This is a genomic window from Anaerobacillus arseniciselenatis (genome assembly GCF_001865995.1).
In the GTDB taxonomy this organism is placed as follows: Bacteria; Bacillota; Bacilli; order Bacillales; family Anaerobacillaceae; genus Anaerobacillus; species Anaerobacillus arseniciselenatis.
In genome coordinates this window covers 141499-155984 of record NZ_MLQQ01000001.1, presented here as the reverse complement: position 1 = coordinate 155984, position 14486 = coordinate 141499, and the positions used below count along the sequence as shown (strand labels likewise).

The 14486-nt window shown below is 34.5% G+C and carries 16 protein-coding genes; 11 read left to right on the top strand and 5 right to left on the bottom strand.

The features are described from left to right. Positions 1–12 precede the first annotated feature (12 nt). Both BKP35_RS00855 and BKP35_RS00850 read right to left on the bottom strand, forming a co-directional pair. Positions 13–1203 (bottom strand): hypothetical protein, encoded by a 1191-nt coding sequence (locus BKP35_RS00855; RefSeq protein WP_071311502.1) that lies wholly within the window; start codon positions 1201–1203, stop codon positions 13–15. 658 nt (positions 1204–1861) lie between these two features. Then, on the bottom strand, positions 1862–2614 hold the full coding sequence (locus tag BKP35_RS00850) for a hypothetical protein (protein ID WP_071311501.1): 753 nt from the start codon (positions 2612–2614) through the stop codon (positions 1862–1864). A gap of 192 nt (positions 2615–2806) precedes the next feature. On the opposite strand from BKP35_RS00850, the gene BKP35_RS00845 reads away from it, so the two are divergent. The 3 genes from BKP35_RS00845 to BKP35_RS00835 all read left to right on the top strand — a co-directional run bounded on the left by BKP35_RS00845 (position 2807) and on the right by BKP35_RS00835 (position 4774). Beyond that, positions 2807–3007: a hypothetical protein gene (locus BKP35_RS00845; protein WP_071311500.1), complete on the top strand. Its 201-nt coding sequence runs from the start codon at positions 2807–2809 to the stop codon at positions 3005–3007. A 316-nt stretch (positions 3008–3323) separates the two neighbouring features. Then, positions 3324–4283, top strand: a complete 960-nt coding sequence (locus BKP35_RS00840) for a DUF4181 domain-containing protein (RefSeq protein ID WP_071311499.1) — start codon at positions 3324–3326, stop codon at positions 4281–4283. A gap of 38 nt (positions 4284–4321) precedes the next feature. Continuing rightward, entirely contained in the window at positions 4322–4774 is a 453-nt protein-coding gene (locus BKP35_RS00835; RefSeq protein WP_071311498.1) for a hypothetical protein, read from the top strand. Between the two features lie 167 nt (positions 4775–4941). Here BKP35_RS00835 and BKP35_RS00830 read toward each other — a convergent pair whose 3' ends face one another. Further along, the gene (locus BKP35_RS00830; RefSeq protein WP_071311497.1) at positions 4942–6357 is read right to left on the bottom strand and encodes a serine hydrolase domain-containing protein; all 1416 of its coding nucleotides are present in this window, start codon (positions 6355–6357) and stop codon (positions 4942–4944) included. 337 nt (positions 6358–6694) lie between these two features. On the opposite strand from BKP35_RS00830, the gene BKP35_RS00825 reads away from it, so the two are divergent. The 6 genes from BKP35_RS00825 (at position 6695) to BKP35_RS00800 (ending at position 11527) form a co-directional block, all read left to right on the top strand. Further along, positions 6695–7597: an ABC transporter ATP-binding protein gene (locus BKP35_RS00825; protein WP_071311496.1), complete on the top strand. Its 903-nt coding sequence runs from the start codon at positions 6695–6697 to the stop codon at positions 7595–7597. After that, positions 7590–8849, top strand: coding sequence for an ABC transporter permease (locus tag BKP35_RS00820; protein WP_071311495.1), 1260 nt, complete (start codon positions 7590–7592; stop codon positions 8847–8849). The genes BKP35_RS00825 and BKP35_RS00820 overlap by 8 nt, the downstream gene beginning before the upstream one ends. A 456-nt stretch (positions 8850–9305) precedes the next feature. Continuing rightward, entirely contained in the window at positions 9306–9641 is a 336-nt protein-coding gene (locus BKP35_RS00815) for a PadR family transcriptional regulator (RefSeq protein WP_071311494.1), read from the top strand. Next, entirely contained in the window at positions 9634–10272 is a 639-nt protein-coding gene (locus BKP35_RS00810; RefSeq protein WP_071311493.1) for a hypothetical protein, read from the top strand. Before BKP35_RS00815 ends, BKP35_RS00810 begins: the two co-directional genes overlap by 8 nt. An 80-nt stretch (positions 10273–10352) precedes the next feature. Beyond that, positions 10353–10949: a hypothetical protein gene (locus tag BKP35_RS00805; RefSeq protein WP_071311492.1), complete on the top strand. Its 597-nt coding sequence runs from the start codon at positions 10353–10355 to the stop codon at positions 10947–10949. Between the two features lie 20 nt (positions 10950–10969). After that, positions 10970–11527: a hypothetical protein gene (locus tag BKP35_RS00800; protein ID WP_071311491.1), complete on the top strand. Its 558-nt coding sequence runs from the start codon at positions 10970–10972 to the stop codon at positions 11525–11527. Between the two features lie 82 nt (positions 11528–11609). On the opposite strand, the gene BKP35_RS00795 is transcribed toward BKP35_RS00800, so the two are convergent. Then, the gene (locus BKP35_RS00795) at positions 11610–12137 is read right to left on the bottom strand and encodes a hypothetical protein (RefSeq protein WP_071311490.1); all 528 of its coding nucleotides are present in this window, start codon (positions 12135–12137) and stop codon (positions 11610–11612) included. Positions 12138–12443: 306 nt separating this feature from the next. Here BKP35_RS00795 and BKP35_RS00790 point away from each other — a divergent pair, with 306 nt between their 5' ends. Then, positions 12444–13010: an NAD(P)/FAD-dependent oxidoreductase gene (locus BKP35_RS00790; protein ID WP_071311489.1), complete on the top strand. Its 567-nt coding sequence runs from the start codon at positions 12444–12446 to the stop codon at positions 13008–13010. A gap of 135 nt (positions 13011–13145) precedes the next feature. After that, entirely contained in the window at positions 13146–13499 is a 354-nt protein-coding gene (locus tag BKP35_RS00785) for a LysM peptidoglycan-binding domain-containing protein (RefSeq protein ID WP_071311488.1), read from the top strand. Between the two features lie 304 nt (positions 13500–13803). On the opposite strand, the gene BKP35_RS00780 is transcribed toward BKP35_RS00785, so the two are convergent. Beyond that, complete coding sequence (locus BKP35_RS00780) at positions 13804–14241, bottom strand: RDD family protein (RefSeq protein ID WP_071311487.1); 438 nt, start codon at positions 14239–14241, stop codon at positions 13804–13806. Positions 14242–14486: the final 245 nt, after the last annotated feature.

The following is a 14486-nucleotide window of genomic DNA, read 5'->3' as shown; positions in this document are numbered from 1 at the left end:
TTTTTACTTCGGTTATTTCTTTTTCTTACCGCTCGTCTTTCTAATGATCATGATCAGCGTTGATACTGCTATAACTACTATTGAACCACCTAACACAATCCATATATTGTTCATGTACTCATAACCCATTAATAGAACAATCGCTAAGAAGCCCATTAACATTCCTGAGATTAATTTTAAGTTTTCACCTAAATGTTGGCCCATAAATGCTTTTCTCATTGTCCAAACCATAAAGATTACGATGATTAGTTCCATTAAAATGTACATAAACAAGTAAATCATTAAGTAAAAACCGTATTCCGCAAATCCGACTCCATAACTTGAAACTAAACCATTCCAGATGACTGGGAAACCAGCCGTACATGGTAATTCAATGAATGAAGCGAAAGCGGCAATCGTCACCGATGCTAAAATTAATCCAGATACTGATTCGACTTGGAAAAGTTTGTCTCTTACTTTTTTAACAAAGCTCTTTTTGTTATCGTTACTAATTGTAAATGACAATGGAGAAGTTTTTCCGAAACCTTCTCGGATATTGATAATGGCAACTAACATTGCCAGTAAAAACAGTGCGAGTCTAAACCAAAAATAATCAATGATATTGACGACAATCGTAAATGTTCCTAACATAAATAATCCGTAGATGAGTGAAATCGTTAGGATAAATGATCCACCGACGATCGCCATCTTTTTTCTTGAGTTAAAACGAATAACCATACTAACTAAAAACATCAACGCCCATAATGAACATGGATTAAACCCATCCACTGTTCCGATGAGGACTGTTGCTAAAATTAAAGGGACACTTTCTAAATCGGTGTTAAATATTCCGAGGTTAGTGCTACTTTCTCCTGTTAAACGTTCTTCAAGTTCGCTTTGAAAAATTTGATTGAAACCAAGAATATGCTCGTCATCTTCAAAGATAAATAAAGGAACTAACCTTTCTTGAGGAGGAATATTATACTTTTCAAATAACGGATCAACTTCTTCGCGATCCCTACTTATTTCTAACCGAATAATTTGATATTCTAAATCTTTTTGATCCTCGAGCTCATCTAAAAATTCAGTGGCTTGTTGACAAACAGGACAAGTATCACTTAGTATGTAATACATTTTTTTCATATCTTCTTCAGCAAAAGCTATGTGACTAGCTGTGAAGACAAGGAAAACCAATAAAAATACTTTCATTAATTTTTCAACCATGTTAAACACTCTCCTAGTTATGTCGCGTGAATTAAGTATCTTCAAGCAACTTCAAATGTCAAATTTATAATTGTTTCTTAATCCATCGGAAAGCGTTCATTTAAATAGTAATGAACCCTCCTTATCTTATATTTATTATTACATATAAAACTATCAAGATAGTTATTTAATTATTAAAATATCGTGAACATATAACTTTAGTTGGTTATTAAAATCGCCGGCTTTTTTTCCTATAAAGCCCGGTTGACGATAACCGTCACAAATCTATTATGTAAAAGAACGAGCAATTTCCTTCTCTTCGCTTTAAACTTCTAGCGAATTTTAGAGGCACGTTCAGGAAATTACTCGTTCTTTTTTTCATACAAAACCGGAATGACGCTGAACGTCACCAAAGCTACTGACCTCAATTACACCATGAGATACATCTTAGAATATACTCCATGCAGCTTTGCGACGAGTAACCACAGGAGTATCTCTTTCTAATATGGAAAAGGCTGGCGATCTCCTTTCCAACTTTCGGCTTTCCAATTAGCCATCTAACCAACTAACGCCAAACCAACAATCCAACTACTAAATACAAAAGCACCGCAAAATGCGGTGCGTAGTTGTGGTATTAAAAAGTTAGTCAATAATTTTTAAAAGAATTATAATCTATAAGTTATTTAAACCACTGCGTTAACCAGTTCAAAATTTTAGAGAAAAATCCTGGTTTGTCATCAGTTGCCGCGTCGTCTAGACTAATTGTTGTAACTTCTTTAGAAGTATCGGATGCTTCTTCGGTAGCCTCAGCTTCTTCAGTTGCAACATCCATTAATGTACGGACTTGTTGGCCTTCTTCGACTTTAATCATATTGCTATCAAAATAGTCGTAAATCACTTGGGCAGTTTCGGCGTTAAAAGGGGAAATGCCAATATTTATTCTGTTATTGATGACATCCGTACTTGTATGGTAAACCGATATTCCTTTAGCTTCGAAGACGGTCTCTTCAAAAGCAGCTAAATTGATTTCTCTTTGTTTTTCAATTAATTCATCTTCTGTGTAGTCAACGACTCGGAACGACACTTTTGCTGGCTCTTCCACTAATGCTTTGATTTCATCTTTTATGGTCGGTGAAAGTTCCTTCGTAAAAGAAAGGACGACGGTCCCTGTTAAGGCTTCTTCTCGGTCAATATGCAAGCTAGCAAAGCTACCATCATTGACATTGTCTTCTATATAGTTGCGAAGTTTCTCAATTGTTTCATAGTGGTTAATATCATCCCCTTCTTCGTTAATCTCTACTAGTAGTTTTTCCCTTTCCTCTTGATTAAGTTCGTTATTTGCTAATGCTTGTGCACTAAAAAGTATACTTGTGCTAACTAACGCCCCAGCTAAGATTACCTTACCGAATTTTTTATGTTTGTTTGTTTTCATGTTAATTTCATCTCCTTCTATTAGCTCTTCAATTAGTTAGACGAGGAGGGAAGAAAAAGGTTACATATTTATGAGTTGGCTTTTTAATCTGTAGTTAAAAGCCTAACAAAGTGTTCAAAAATTAATTGTTATTGCACTCACTTCGCTCTATTTCACGCATATTATACATTATCAAATGGAGGAGCGATGGCTATGGGAAAAAAAAGAAAAGCTACATTTAAAACAGCCGATGAAAAATATGCTTATACAACAAAAGTGGTAACATCGAGTACTTGCTTAAAATGTAAAAATAAATGTTCAAGAGGAGAGGCTTATTTAGAAAAAATGAGTAAGCCAGGTGCCGTTGGTAGAGGCGTACCATGTATTTTAACAAAGGGGAGAGCGTTTAAATAATACGAGTTTTTGTGTATGAAATAGAATTTGTGATGTTGCGGACATTTGTCTGTTAAGCGTAGAGAGGCTGGGACAAAACAAAGTGTCAGACACCGCTAGACACTGAATATAGACATATGATAAATCTTTACATCTATATTTAGTAGGATCCGCGTGGTGTCAGACACTTTTGTCCCACCCTCTTATTAATTTTGTCCCATAGACGTGGAATATAATGTTAAAATTAAGGGGTCTAAACGATGATTAGTGACGGTTTACAATAAGAATAAGAATTTTAAAAAGTTGTGCATAAAATGATAAGTCAAGGAGGGGTTTGGTGAATCTAGCAATTTTAGTTGTGTTTTTTATTATTTTTTATGCCAATTATTATTTAGGGAAACGTCTTGTGAAAGGAAGATACGAAGATGTATCAGAAACAGAAGGGAAAAATATTGATCGGCTCGGTAGTGTGATCATTGTTTCGATCTTTATTTTATTAGGTATAATGTTAGACATTCATAATACCGACGTTATGAAGTGGCTTTTAGTTTTCTTTTTCACTTCTATGTTTAGTTTTCAAGCATTCATGGAATGGAAGTATCTTGGTGGGACGAAACATATTGCTTCAATCGTACTTATGGCATTCTCAGTAATTGCTATTTTAAGTGTATTTCATCTCGATACATTATTGATCGATTCAACGTCAGGAGAATATCCTTCTACACCTTCTTATGTTGAATTCTTTTTGAGATACATAGACTACGAACTTTTCAGTATTTTAATATTTATTTTAATGATTTTATGGAGCATATTTTTAATAGTTAAAATAAAGTCATTGGTGATTGTAATGGTAGTAATTACAGTGATTTTTTTATTCGTCAACCATATGCAGTATACAACATTTCCAAAGCTTGTTTCTGATCAACTGAACGAGGAAGCCGTCATCAAGGAGCTCACTTTGAATATTAACGAATATCCAGACGGTCTTCGTGAGAGGGTAGCGAGTGTGACGATTGAAGATGAAGAAATTGTTGCTAGTATTTTAAAAGATTTACAACCTTTAAAATTAAAAAGAGATGTTAGTCGTACATTTAAAGAATTTAATTATGACATAAGTATTCTTGTCACGAATCAAACTGACAAGGGGGATTACCTTACAAATCATTTGTACTTAGGTATCGCTGAAAACTACGTTAATGGTTATCTTATACTCAATCAAACGAATCACTTAAAGACGATTAAGTCTCTCCTTGAAAACGAAGAAGTGGAGTGGATATATTACGATGAAAAAAATTAAAGAAGTGGATATTCACATAAGTTGGTGGTGCAGTGTTAATGGCTGAAACTTTAAGAAGTAAAGTCGTAAACTTTTTGAAATTAGTCGCTTTTATTATCGCAGCGTTTGTCATTGCTTATTTACTTGTAAAAACGGCACACTTTTTGCCAAATGGCTATTTAGTGGAAAATGTTACAGAACAAGATGCTACGGTTTTAGCTTTAAACTGGTTCGGCGAAGTAGAAGAAACGATTAATGTTTCTCCTCCTAAAGACGAAGTGTGGATTGCAGTAGAATTGATTTATAGTATAGAAAGACTTGCTGGCGTTTATATGTTACTCTTTTTTGCGATCTTTACTTCGATATACGTTTCAATGACAAAGCTAAGAACTACCGAGAAGCCAATCGGTTTTATCGTAAGCATGATCATAGGTATAGTAGGTTTAATTATTCCGCTTATCATGCAATTAAACAGAATTAGTGATTTACTTGAGATGATAAACCGTTGGTAATTGTGACAGCAAAAAAGATTAGAGAGAATTTAGAACGCCTCCACTGAAAATTTTTCAGGAGTGGCGCTTTTAAATCCTTTCACCATACCGATTTCCATCTGTACCGTAGATTCGTACATCCCTGCGGAACCTGTTTCGACTTGAACTGCTTAAATTAAAATGAAACCCTAATCTTTAGTGGTAGATGCTTTAAAATTAAAATAGTGTTTGAAAATAAAAGCAAAGTGAATAACAGATTGTATTAAATGGATCGCTAATGCTATAAATAGCCATGAGATCATGTCAGGCATTAATAAAAACGCTAGCTCCCATGTCATGCCTCTTTGCATAATCATTGCGGCTAAAATGGGTATAGCAATGAAGGTTGCTATAGGGATGACCAAATTAACGATCGCGGCAGTTAATCTTTGTTTAACGGACTTTTGTTCAGGGCGAGATATCATTTTCGCAATTTTAATTGTGTTGTAAACGATCGTAACAGCAAATAAGATGATGAGCAAACGGTATATCCAGAAATAATTCACATTTGAAGGGGGTTCTTGTTCCGTTAAAATGGAGACGATCCCCTTCGTTATAGCAGGATTAAAAATAAATCCATTTACTAAATGGTTTTTATTGATTAAGTAGGCGATACTGTATCCGTCTTCTGTGAGGATAACCGCATCAGATGTATATCCTGGTAGTGCTCCACCATGGAAAACCGCAGGGCGACCAGCGATTTCGCCGATCATTAAGCCCATTCCATAAAAGGATTTAGAGGATGTCATTTCGTCAATACCTTCAGGAGAAACTCCAACGACAGGATCTTTCATTTGAATAGCTTCGAGAAAACGGACAACATCTTCAGCAGTGGAGGTTATAAAACCAGCCGGAAGATCGTACTTGATGTGTGGTTCCGTCCGTTTAATAGAAAAACCAAAGAATGATAAATGACCATTCGTATCGACTTCTCCTATTAATGAAGTGTTCTGAAGCCCTAGAGGCTGAATGATATGATTTTCAACGTAATCTATATAGCTTTGTCCACTCGTATTCTCAATAATTGCGCCTAGTAAACTATAATTGGGGTTAAAGTAAGAAAATTGTTCTCCGGGCTGATACGTTAACGACATTTGATTCATATCTTGAAGTAAGTCTGAGAACTGTGCATCTTCAGGGAGGCTAGAAATGAACTCAAATTCAGTCATTCCACTGATGTGTTGTAAAAGGTGTCGAACGGTTATTTGATCAGATACAGTGAAATCCTGTAAATACGTTGTAACACTTTGATCAAGGTCAATGTTTCCTTGCTCAACTAGTTGCATGACAGCAAGTGCTGTAAAAGTTTTTGACGTTGAACCTATATAAAAGCGGGTATCTTGATGAACATCTTTACCGAAAGCTTCGCTATAAATCAGCTCACCGTTATGCGATATAGCAACGGTCATACCTGGAATCGCTAATTTCTTAGCTGTATTTTCAATGTATTGATCTAATTTTTCTTTTGTAGATAAATTGATAGACGAAGCTTCTGAAGTAAAAATTAAGAAACTAAAAATAATTAGTGCAATTGTAGCTATAGAAAATAATGTTTTTTTTTGCATAAAATTATATCCTCTCAAATTAATTTTATCTTCATAGTATCTTTGTAAAGTTTAAATTCACTACTGATAATCTAATTGTAAAATTACTACTAGCAAACGTAAAGTAAATTTTGGAATTATCTTATTAATAGCGTACCTTAAAGAACATAATTATGTTAAAATCAGTATGATTTTATGCGGTATCGCTACTTTATAAATGTTTTTGAAACTAATAATGATATAAAACGTATTAATTATAGAAAATAAAGAAGTGTTGAGCTGAATTAATGGTGTAATTGAGAAAACATAGGTTACTAAAATTTAAGGCTTACAACCCAAAGAAGGAAGGGGAACGAAGATGACACTAGAAATAAATAGCATTAAAAAGAAATTTGACGAGCATGTCGCTGTAGACGGTATTTCTCTTAAAGTGGGAAAGGGAGAGATGTTCGGTCTGCTTGGAGCGAATGGAGCAGGGAAGACGACTACTTTCCGGATGATACTAGGGTTGCTTGATCCAACAGAAGGTTCAGTAACTTGGGGTGGAGAGCGTATCACGTATAAGCGGACTCATTTAGTCGGATATTTACCAGAAGAACGTGGGTTATTTCCGAAACTGACTGTAAAGGAACAGTTATTGTATTTAATGAGGCTTAAAGGAATGAAGAAACCTGAAATTATAAAGGAGATGCGAACTTGGCTTGAGCGCTTTCAAGTGCCGGAATATGAAAATAAAAAAGTAGAAGAGCTTTCGAAAGGGAATCAACAAAAAATTCAATTTATGGCTGCTGTTTTACATAAACCAGAGTTACTCATTTTAGATGAGCCTTTTAGTGGACTTGACCCAGTCAATTCAGACATGTTAAAGAAAGCGGTACTCGACCTTCAGCAATCAGGAACGACGATTGTTTTTTCAAGTCATCAAATGAGTAATGTCGAGGCGTTGTGTGAGGACTTAATTATGTTGAAACGAGGTAGACCGGTATTACAAGGAAGTTTAAAAGAAATTAAGCGTTCCTATGGAATGAAAAGTATTAGTATTCGCGCAGATTATAAGTTAGATTTCCTACAATCGATTCCCGGTGTATTATCATTAGAAGAAACAAAAGATGGTGCGATCGTAAAAGTGGAAAATGAGAAGGTCGGTGAAGAGGTTTTCCGAATGATTTCCGAAAAAGGTTTTGTTCGTAAGTTCGAAATCGAAGAACCGTCACTACATGATATATTCATCGATAAGGTTGGGGGTGATGCAGATGAATAATTTTTGGATTACGGTTGCTCATACAGCGGGAAAAAGGCTTAAATCGAAAGCTTTTCTTTGGTCGACCATCATAATGTCTGTTATCGCGATAGGATTAATGAATGTCGAAAACATCGCCAATACGTTTACTGGCAGCGACAAAGACGATGAAAAAGCTCAATCAACGATTGCGGTTATAAGTGATATAGAAAACGCGGAAATTACCGAGTTGCTCTCATCTTATGATGAAGGTGAATTTAATTATGTGAAATACACTGACGGTAGTCTTGAAGACGCAAAGGAAGCAGTAGAATCTTCCGAGTATGACTACTTACTTGCATTATCAGGAGAAACTGTAAATTTAGAGGTAGAATTTTACGGGGCGGGTACCGATTTTATGTTAGCCCAGCAAGTGAGAACAGAAGTACAACGCATGAAGGAAACGGTTGTGACGAATGAACTAGGTTTAAATGAACAAGAACTTGCGATGATTTATAGCCCAATTAATTTTAGTGAGTTACCACTTAGTGAAAATGGCGCTGTACAAACAGAGGAAAGTCATATGCAATCATACTGGATGGTATATGGAATTGTTTTTGCAATCTATATGATTATAATTTTGTTTGGTTCAATGATTGCTACTGAAGTAGCGACAGAGAAATCTTCGAGGGTGATGGAGCTTATCGTATCAAGTGTAAATCCAGTTACACAAATGTTTGGAAAAATCACTGGGATCGGCCTTTCAGGCATCGTGAATATAGGGGTTATTTTAGTTGCAGCATATGTTGGTTATATCATTAGCGGGGCAACTTACTTAGATACGATGTTACGTGATGTAATTGACTTGTCCTTAATAGGTTATGCAGTGCTCCTTGTCGTTTTAGGTTATTTATTATACGGTGGCGTTGCTGCAATGCTAGGTGCGCTAGTTAGTCGAGCTGAAGAAGTAAACCAAGCACTTCAACCTTTAATTTTCCTGGCGATGATCGCATTCTTTATTTCAATGTTTGGTCTAAATGTACCTGATGCAACGTTTATTACAGTACTATCATATATACCTTTCTTTACACCGCAGCTGTTATTTTTGCGTATGGGTATGACTCCAGTGGCAACATGGGAAATTGTTGTCATTATAACGATTTTAGTGATTAGTGTCATTTTAATAAACCTTCTAGCAGCTCGAATATATAAAGGCGGCGTACTAATGTACGGTAAGTTTTCATTTAAAGGTGGAATAAAGCAGGCACTTCGATTTAGTAAAAAAGAAAATTGATGTACTACGCAATATGGGAGCGATAATAGGCAAGAGAGCTCTCAGGGCTCATAGCTCAGGTCTAAGCGGACATCAGAGCCGTTATTTCACCAAAAAAACGTGGTTTTATGAATTACCGGACATGAGGGATCTTATTTGGTAGAAATGGAAGTGAAATCTGTTGATTTTAAGGGAATAAGGTCCCTAGTGTCCGCCAAACTGCAAAAATTCAACAAATCTATGAAATAAGGTCTTTCATGTCCGCAAAATATGGGGAGTGGGCGAAGTGTTAGACAACTGTATTTTATGATTTTAGGTTTCATAATGATTTTTCTCTCTAAAAAAGATTGGCGATCGCTTAGTATCCTAGAAACTTTAGTGGATTCCTTTTTCAGATTTTTTAGCAGAAATTATTGACTTAATGAATGATTTTAAGTATTTTAAATATATACCTTGTAAAACTATGTAGGTGATAAAATGTTTAATCGTGAGCTTGTAAAAGGGAGTACATCACTTCTTTTACTACAATTCTTAAATGAACGACCGATGTATGGATATGAGTTAGTAAAGGAAATGGAAAAGAGAAGCGATAACGCATTAAGTATGAAGGAAGGAACAATGTACCCTTGCTTACATAAGCTTGAAGAAAAAATGTATATTGAGTCATATTGGCAAGAGCAACCGAAAGGACCTAGGCGGAAGTATTATAAAATCACTGCTGAAGGAATTGAAGTATTACAGCAAAAAAATAAAGAGTGGTCTGATTTTGTTAAAGTTATGAATCAAGTGTTAGGAAGAGATTCAAATGCTTAAAACAACAGATGAATATTTAGTGGCGTTGCAGAAAAATTTAAAAAAACATCCAGGGCAAGAAGATATCTTATTAGAATACGAAAGCTTTATTTATGATAAATTGCAAGACTATATGAAAAGCGGGTATACAAAGCAACAAGCTGAAGCAATCGTTGTTCAAGAGTTACCTTGTCCTGAGGATTTAGCAAAGTACTATAAAAGCTTCATCCCACCAAAATTTAAACAAATAATGCTTTTTTCATTCATAGTTAATTTTATTTTCTTTATAATTGGTGGAATTATAACTTTTCTATATCATCAGTTTTCAAATCCAACAGTGATCATTTTATGGTCTTATTTAATTGAGATGCAGTGGGTAATTTTATTTTTATACTCTGCTTTTGTCGTTTCGATCGGTTTTCTCATTGGAAAAGAGTTCGGTTCTAGGTTTAACCGATACATAAAAAAAATATTGTTTTTAACTTTTAGTCCAAACATCTTGTTTATGATCATGGTTCTCTATTCATGGGTTCCACAAAAGTTGTTTGAACCTATGTTGACCCCAGCATTTTTAATGTTTTGTGTCATTTTGACGCTGCTTTATTACCCTCTAAGTAAAGTTGCTTATAAAATAGGACAGTTACAATTATAAAATTACAATCCTCACTAATGGGGATTTATTTTTAAATACATACATAGAATTTCTATGTATGTAAAAAGGGGGAGTTAAGATTGAGTTTCATTCATATTTTATCGGACATGAAAAGTTTTCTACTAATTTTTCTTGGGCTATTTTCATGTGCGTTAATTTTGAATCGAGTAAATAAAAAAGTTTTTATTATTTTTTTATTACCAAGTATTTTATTTAGTACAGTTATAACACTATTAATTTTGCTCGATTATCAATATCATTTTGCCCGTCATACAGATTTAAGCAAAGTATCCTTAAATGGTATTCACGTCGGAATGAAAATCACGGATAGCGAGTTAGAGAAATATGGTGAGTATTCTACACTCGAGGGATCTTATTACAATGATTTAAAACGGTACAACAACTTTTCGATAGATCGGGATGACCAAGCAATCATTCGGTATTTGTCGACGAACTCTGAGGATTTTGTGACAGATCAAGACATTCGAGTTGGGGATCATTTTAAAAAAGTTAAAAGTGTATATGGCCCAAACTATTACTATAGAGATGAACAAAGCATGACGGTTCTCGGATACCGAGATCGGAAACGTGGCATTTCTCTTGAATTTTACAGTATTGATTATTTTTCTAAAGAGGAGATTACTGCGATTAAAATGATAGACTACCGGCATTATTAACAAAAAAGGGTGTGCAATTAATGAGTATTATTATGTTATTTTTATTTATTTTGTTTCCAATTGCTTTTGGGGTGTTTTATTATCGACATTCAAAAAAGATTGCCCTAATGATCATGGGTATTCCATTGTTGATCATTTTAAGTTTAGGTAGTTGGATCATTTATGAAATGAATCATCAATTTGTAAAAAGTACTTATTTAAATAATGAAGGTCTTGGAGAAATTTCGTTATTTGATACTGTAGATGAATACTTCAAAGCTGCACACGGTCCTTATACGACATCCGAAAATGTTTTCTACAAAGAATCACTTTATTTTTCAAATTTTCACGTTGGTACGAATGAGGAAAATAAGATTATTTATTTAAGAGCTATTGACGAAACTATGTCGACTCGAAAAGGGATCCGCGTTGGTGTCCCAATCCAAAAAGTGAAAGATGTTTATGGAGAAAATTTCTATTCTATAGTTGAACAAGGAATGGATGTTATCGGTTATATAGATCGAGAAAATCAAGTAAACATCCAATTTTGGCACTACGAAGGACATGTAATTGAAATACGAATGTTTTACGGCCGGTAGAAAAAAAGAGACTACCAGGTGGGCAATCTCTTTCTTTAAGTAGTTTTTTATTTAACATTGAAGCATAAGTAAATACTCAATTTTATATTGTATTAGCAATTTCCACGAGTATTTCAGCTGTTATTTTGTCAGAAATGGAGCTAGGATGACTTAAAAAGTATTGCCAGTTTCCTTTTTCAAAAATTAGACCGTTAAATGACTCAAATTCAAGATAGTTAGCTTTACTGCCATCCTTCAACTTAAAACTGTTGATCACATACTTAGCTGGAATATTAAGTTTGCGATCAATATGTTTTACATTAATCATATAATGATTTTTTCCCGTATGCTCATTTATAAATTCAACTTCAAAGCTGTCGTTCAATTCTCCTTCTAAGTTATTAAACCTGCCAAAATAATGTGTAAATTCAACCGGTGGTACACGTAACGGCAAAACTAATCTTTCACCAAAATGTTGTTCAAAGTCATCTAATGCTTCTCCTAATGTTTTATAGCCGATTTCGATATAACTATCTTCAAACGGTCGTGTTTGTTCAGGAGTATTTGCATAACTTGTTACAGCATTCGTAGAAATCAGTAGACATACTAATAGAAAAATTTTCATTTTCATACTAAACCCTCCAATATCCTCTGATTTTTAATTATAGGTTTCTCATTATATTTGTGAATATTCAATTTTTACTTTTATCGATGCATTCAAAAATGCGGGGAATTTCATAGATTAGGAAGCTATTTAAAAATCTGATAATAAGCGGGTGCTACTGAAAACTCGATAGAGATTTACAGCGAAGAGAAGGAAATCGCCCGACTTTTCATGTTAATTGGTGACGTGGAGGCTTATTTCTTTACAAATATATAAACTCTTTTTATAATTTTAGTTAAATAATAATTACTTTAATTCAAGGGGAGATTTAACATGTATGATGTTATTGTAATTGGTGGAGGTCCAACCGGTGGAAGTGCCGCGTTGTTGACTAGTAAAGCAGGTAAAAAAACGTTAGTCATAGATAATGAAAAGAGTATCACTAAAAAAGCTTGGATGGATAATCATTACGGTGTAGATGGTATTTCTGGACCTGATATGGTTGAAGTTGGGAAGAAGCAAGCGACGAAATTTGGTACAGAGTGGATTGCTGCTGAAGTGTCAGAAATTCAAACAGATAATGGGAAGCATATTGTTCTCACTGAAGATGGAAAATCATTTGAAGGCAAACACGTTATTTTAGCAACAGGAATGTCAGTCCAACTAGCAGAAAAAGCAGGTATTACAACGGCCCCAGGTACGGAGCCTAGAGTTAATAAAATTATTGATGTTGACAAAAACGGTAAAACAAACGTTAAAGGTATTTGGGCAGCAGGGACCGTTGCAGGTGTATCGATGCATACCATCATCACTGCAGGTGATGGTGCAAAAGTAGCGATCAACCTCATAAGTGAACTGAACGGTGAACGTTACGTTGACCACGATATATTTAAAGGATAAGTTAATTGTTTTTTCTCAATCACGGGCTGTATGCCTGTGATTTTCTCATTGAACTTAGTGATCTTGTATATGTTTATATGCATAAATGACCTCTTTTTCTTCATAAGTATATAAGAAGAAAGAGGGGTGGTTAAGTTGAATATTAGAGTACGCCGAGGCGATAACATGTGGTATTATAGTCAGCTTTTTAATATTCCGCTTCCTTTAATTTTAGATTCGAATCGAGATATTGAACCTAATGCTTTACAGATTGGGCAAACCGTACGTATCCCAGGGTTTTATGTGAATTTCTATATTATTCAACCGGGAGATACATTTTGGGGCATTTCTAAACAATTAGGAATAAATTTCGATGTCATCCAATTATTAAATCCAACGATTAACCCTTATCACTTGCAATTAGGCCAAAGAATTAATATACCCTTTCGCGTGCAAAACCCGATCGTTCAAGGTAGGAGAGCGTATGGCTATCGAGCGTTGTATATGTAATAAAATAATAGATGGGGCTGTCTCATAAGTGTTTGACACTTTGTTTTGGACAGTTCCATCTTCAAATTTCCCTATAATGAAAAGGAAATAATATTTTGTTTTCAACCGAGTGAATTTCATAATTACCAAAAAAGAGTCACATCAAACAATATATAGTTGCAAAGTGTTTTGGCGCAACTATATATTGTTTGATGTGAAGGTAATAATGAATTATGGAATTCATTAAACCGTGAAAATATGGTGATTCAATGACGAGCTGAACATTATAGTGTCAGTAACGCACTGCTTTTTGGAAATTAAATTTTCATTCTGGTTTATGAAATGTAACACAGGTTCCAGCAATGAAATCATGGATAGCACGTTTATCTTCTCTAAGCGCAACCATAAATATACTAACAATAACTAAGATCCCAAATGAAATTAAATAGATAAACCTCGAAACGAGGTCACGCATTAACATCGTACCAATCCCTACTTGTTCACCGTTAAATTTAACGATACGGATCCCCATGATTCTTTTTCCTACGGTATATCCATACCATACAACCGGGAGGATGATGCCATATAAAAACATAACGATATCTGAGAATATTTCTCTTTGTCCGAAAATAATTAAACTAATTAAAACAATAGGTAGGTGTACAATAAGTCCGTCTAAAAGTAATGCAAATAATCTTTCCCAAAACCCAGCTGGGTTCTCGTGGGCTGGGGTTTGATAATCAGTGCCTCGTTCAGTGTACATATGTAATCACCTCTAAGTTTTCTAGTTTTCAATAAATTTAACGAAACTATTAAACTGGATAAAAAGGAAAAGGATTTGGAATAACCAAAATCCTTTATGCTGTTATAGAAATTTCCCTTGTTATAATTGTATTATAAATAGTTTGGTTTATGTGCAACGTCTCATACTTTTATATATTATTACTCAATTCTAGTTTACTTCTCCCAGTTAACGGTAAAATCTCCTCTAGTACGATTTCCCTTAAT

Excerpts from the sequence above, each read along its gene's own strand:
- BKP35_RS00825 (WP_071311496.1), top strand. The coding sequence starts at position 6,695 with ATGACACTAGAAATAAATAGCATTAAAAAGAAATTTGACGAGCATGTC.
- BKP35_RS00790 (WP_071311489.1), top strand. The coding sequence starts at position 12,444 with ATGTATGATGTTATTGTAATTGGTGGAGGTCCAACCGGTGGAAGTGCC.
- BKP35_RS00845 (WP_071311500.1), top strand. The coding sequence starts at position 2,807 with ATGGGAAAAAAAAGAAAAGCTACATTTAAAACAGCCGATGAAAAATAT.
- BKP35_RS00850 (WP_071311501.1), bottom strand. The coding sequence starts at position 2,614 with ATGAAAACAAACAAACATAAAAAATTCGGTAAGGTAATCTTAGCTGGG.
- BKP35_RS00835 (WP_071311498.1), top strand. The coding sequence starts at position 4,322 with ATGGCTGAAACTTTAAGAAGTAAAGTCGTAAACTTTTTGAAATTAGTC.
- BKP35_RS00795 (WP_071311490.1), bottom strand. The coding sequence starts at position 12,137 with ATGAAAATGAAAATTTTTCTATTAGTATGTCTACTGATTTCTACGAAT.
- BKP35_RS00820 (WP_071311495.1), top strand. The coding sequence starts at position 7,590 with ATGAATAATTTTTGGATTACGGTTGCTCATACAGCGGGAAAAAGGCTT.
- BKP35_RS00830 (WP_071311497.1), bottom strand. The coding sequence starts at position 6,357 with ATGCAAAAAAAAACATTATTTTCTATAGCTACAATTGCACTAATTATT.
- BKP35_RS00780 (WP_071311487.1), bottom strand. The coding sequence starts at position 14,241 with ATGTACACTGAACGAGGCACTGATTATCAAACCCCAGCCCACGAGAAC.
- BKP35_RS00810 (WP_071311493.1), top strand. The coding sequence starts at position 9,634 with ATGCTTAAAACAACAGATGAATATTTAGTGGCGTTGCAGAAAAATTTA.
- BKP35_RS00815 (WP_071311494.1), top strand. The coding sequence starts at position 9,306 with ATGTTTAATCGTGAGCTTGTAAAAGGGAGTACATCACTTCTTTTACTA.
- BKP35_RS00800 (WP_071311491.1), top strand. The coding sequence starts at position 10,970 with ATGAGTATTATTATGTTATTTTTATTTATTTTGTTTCCAATTGCTTTT.
- BKP35_RS00855 (WP_071311502.1), bottom strand. The coding sequence starts at position 1,203 with ATGGTTGAAAAATTAATGAAAGTATTTTTATTGGTTTTCCTTGTCTTC.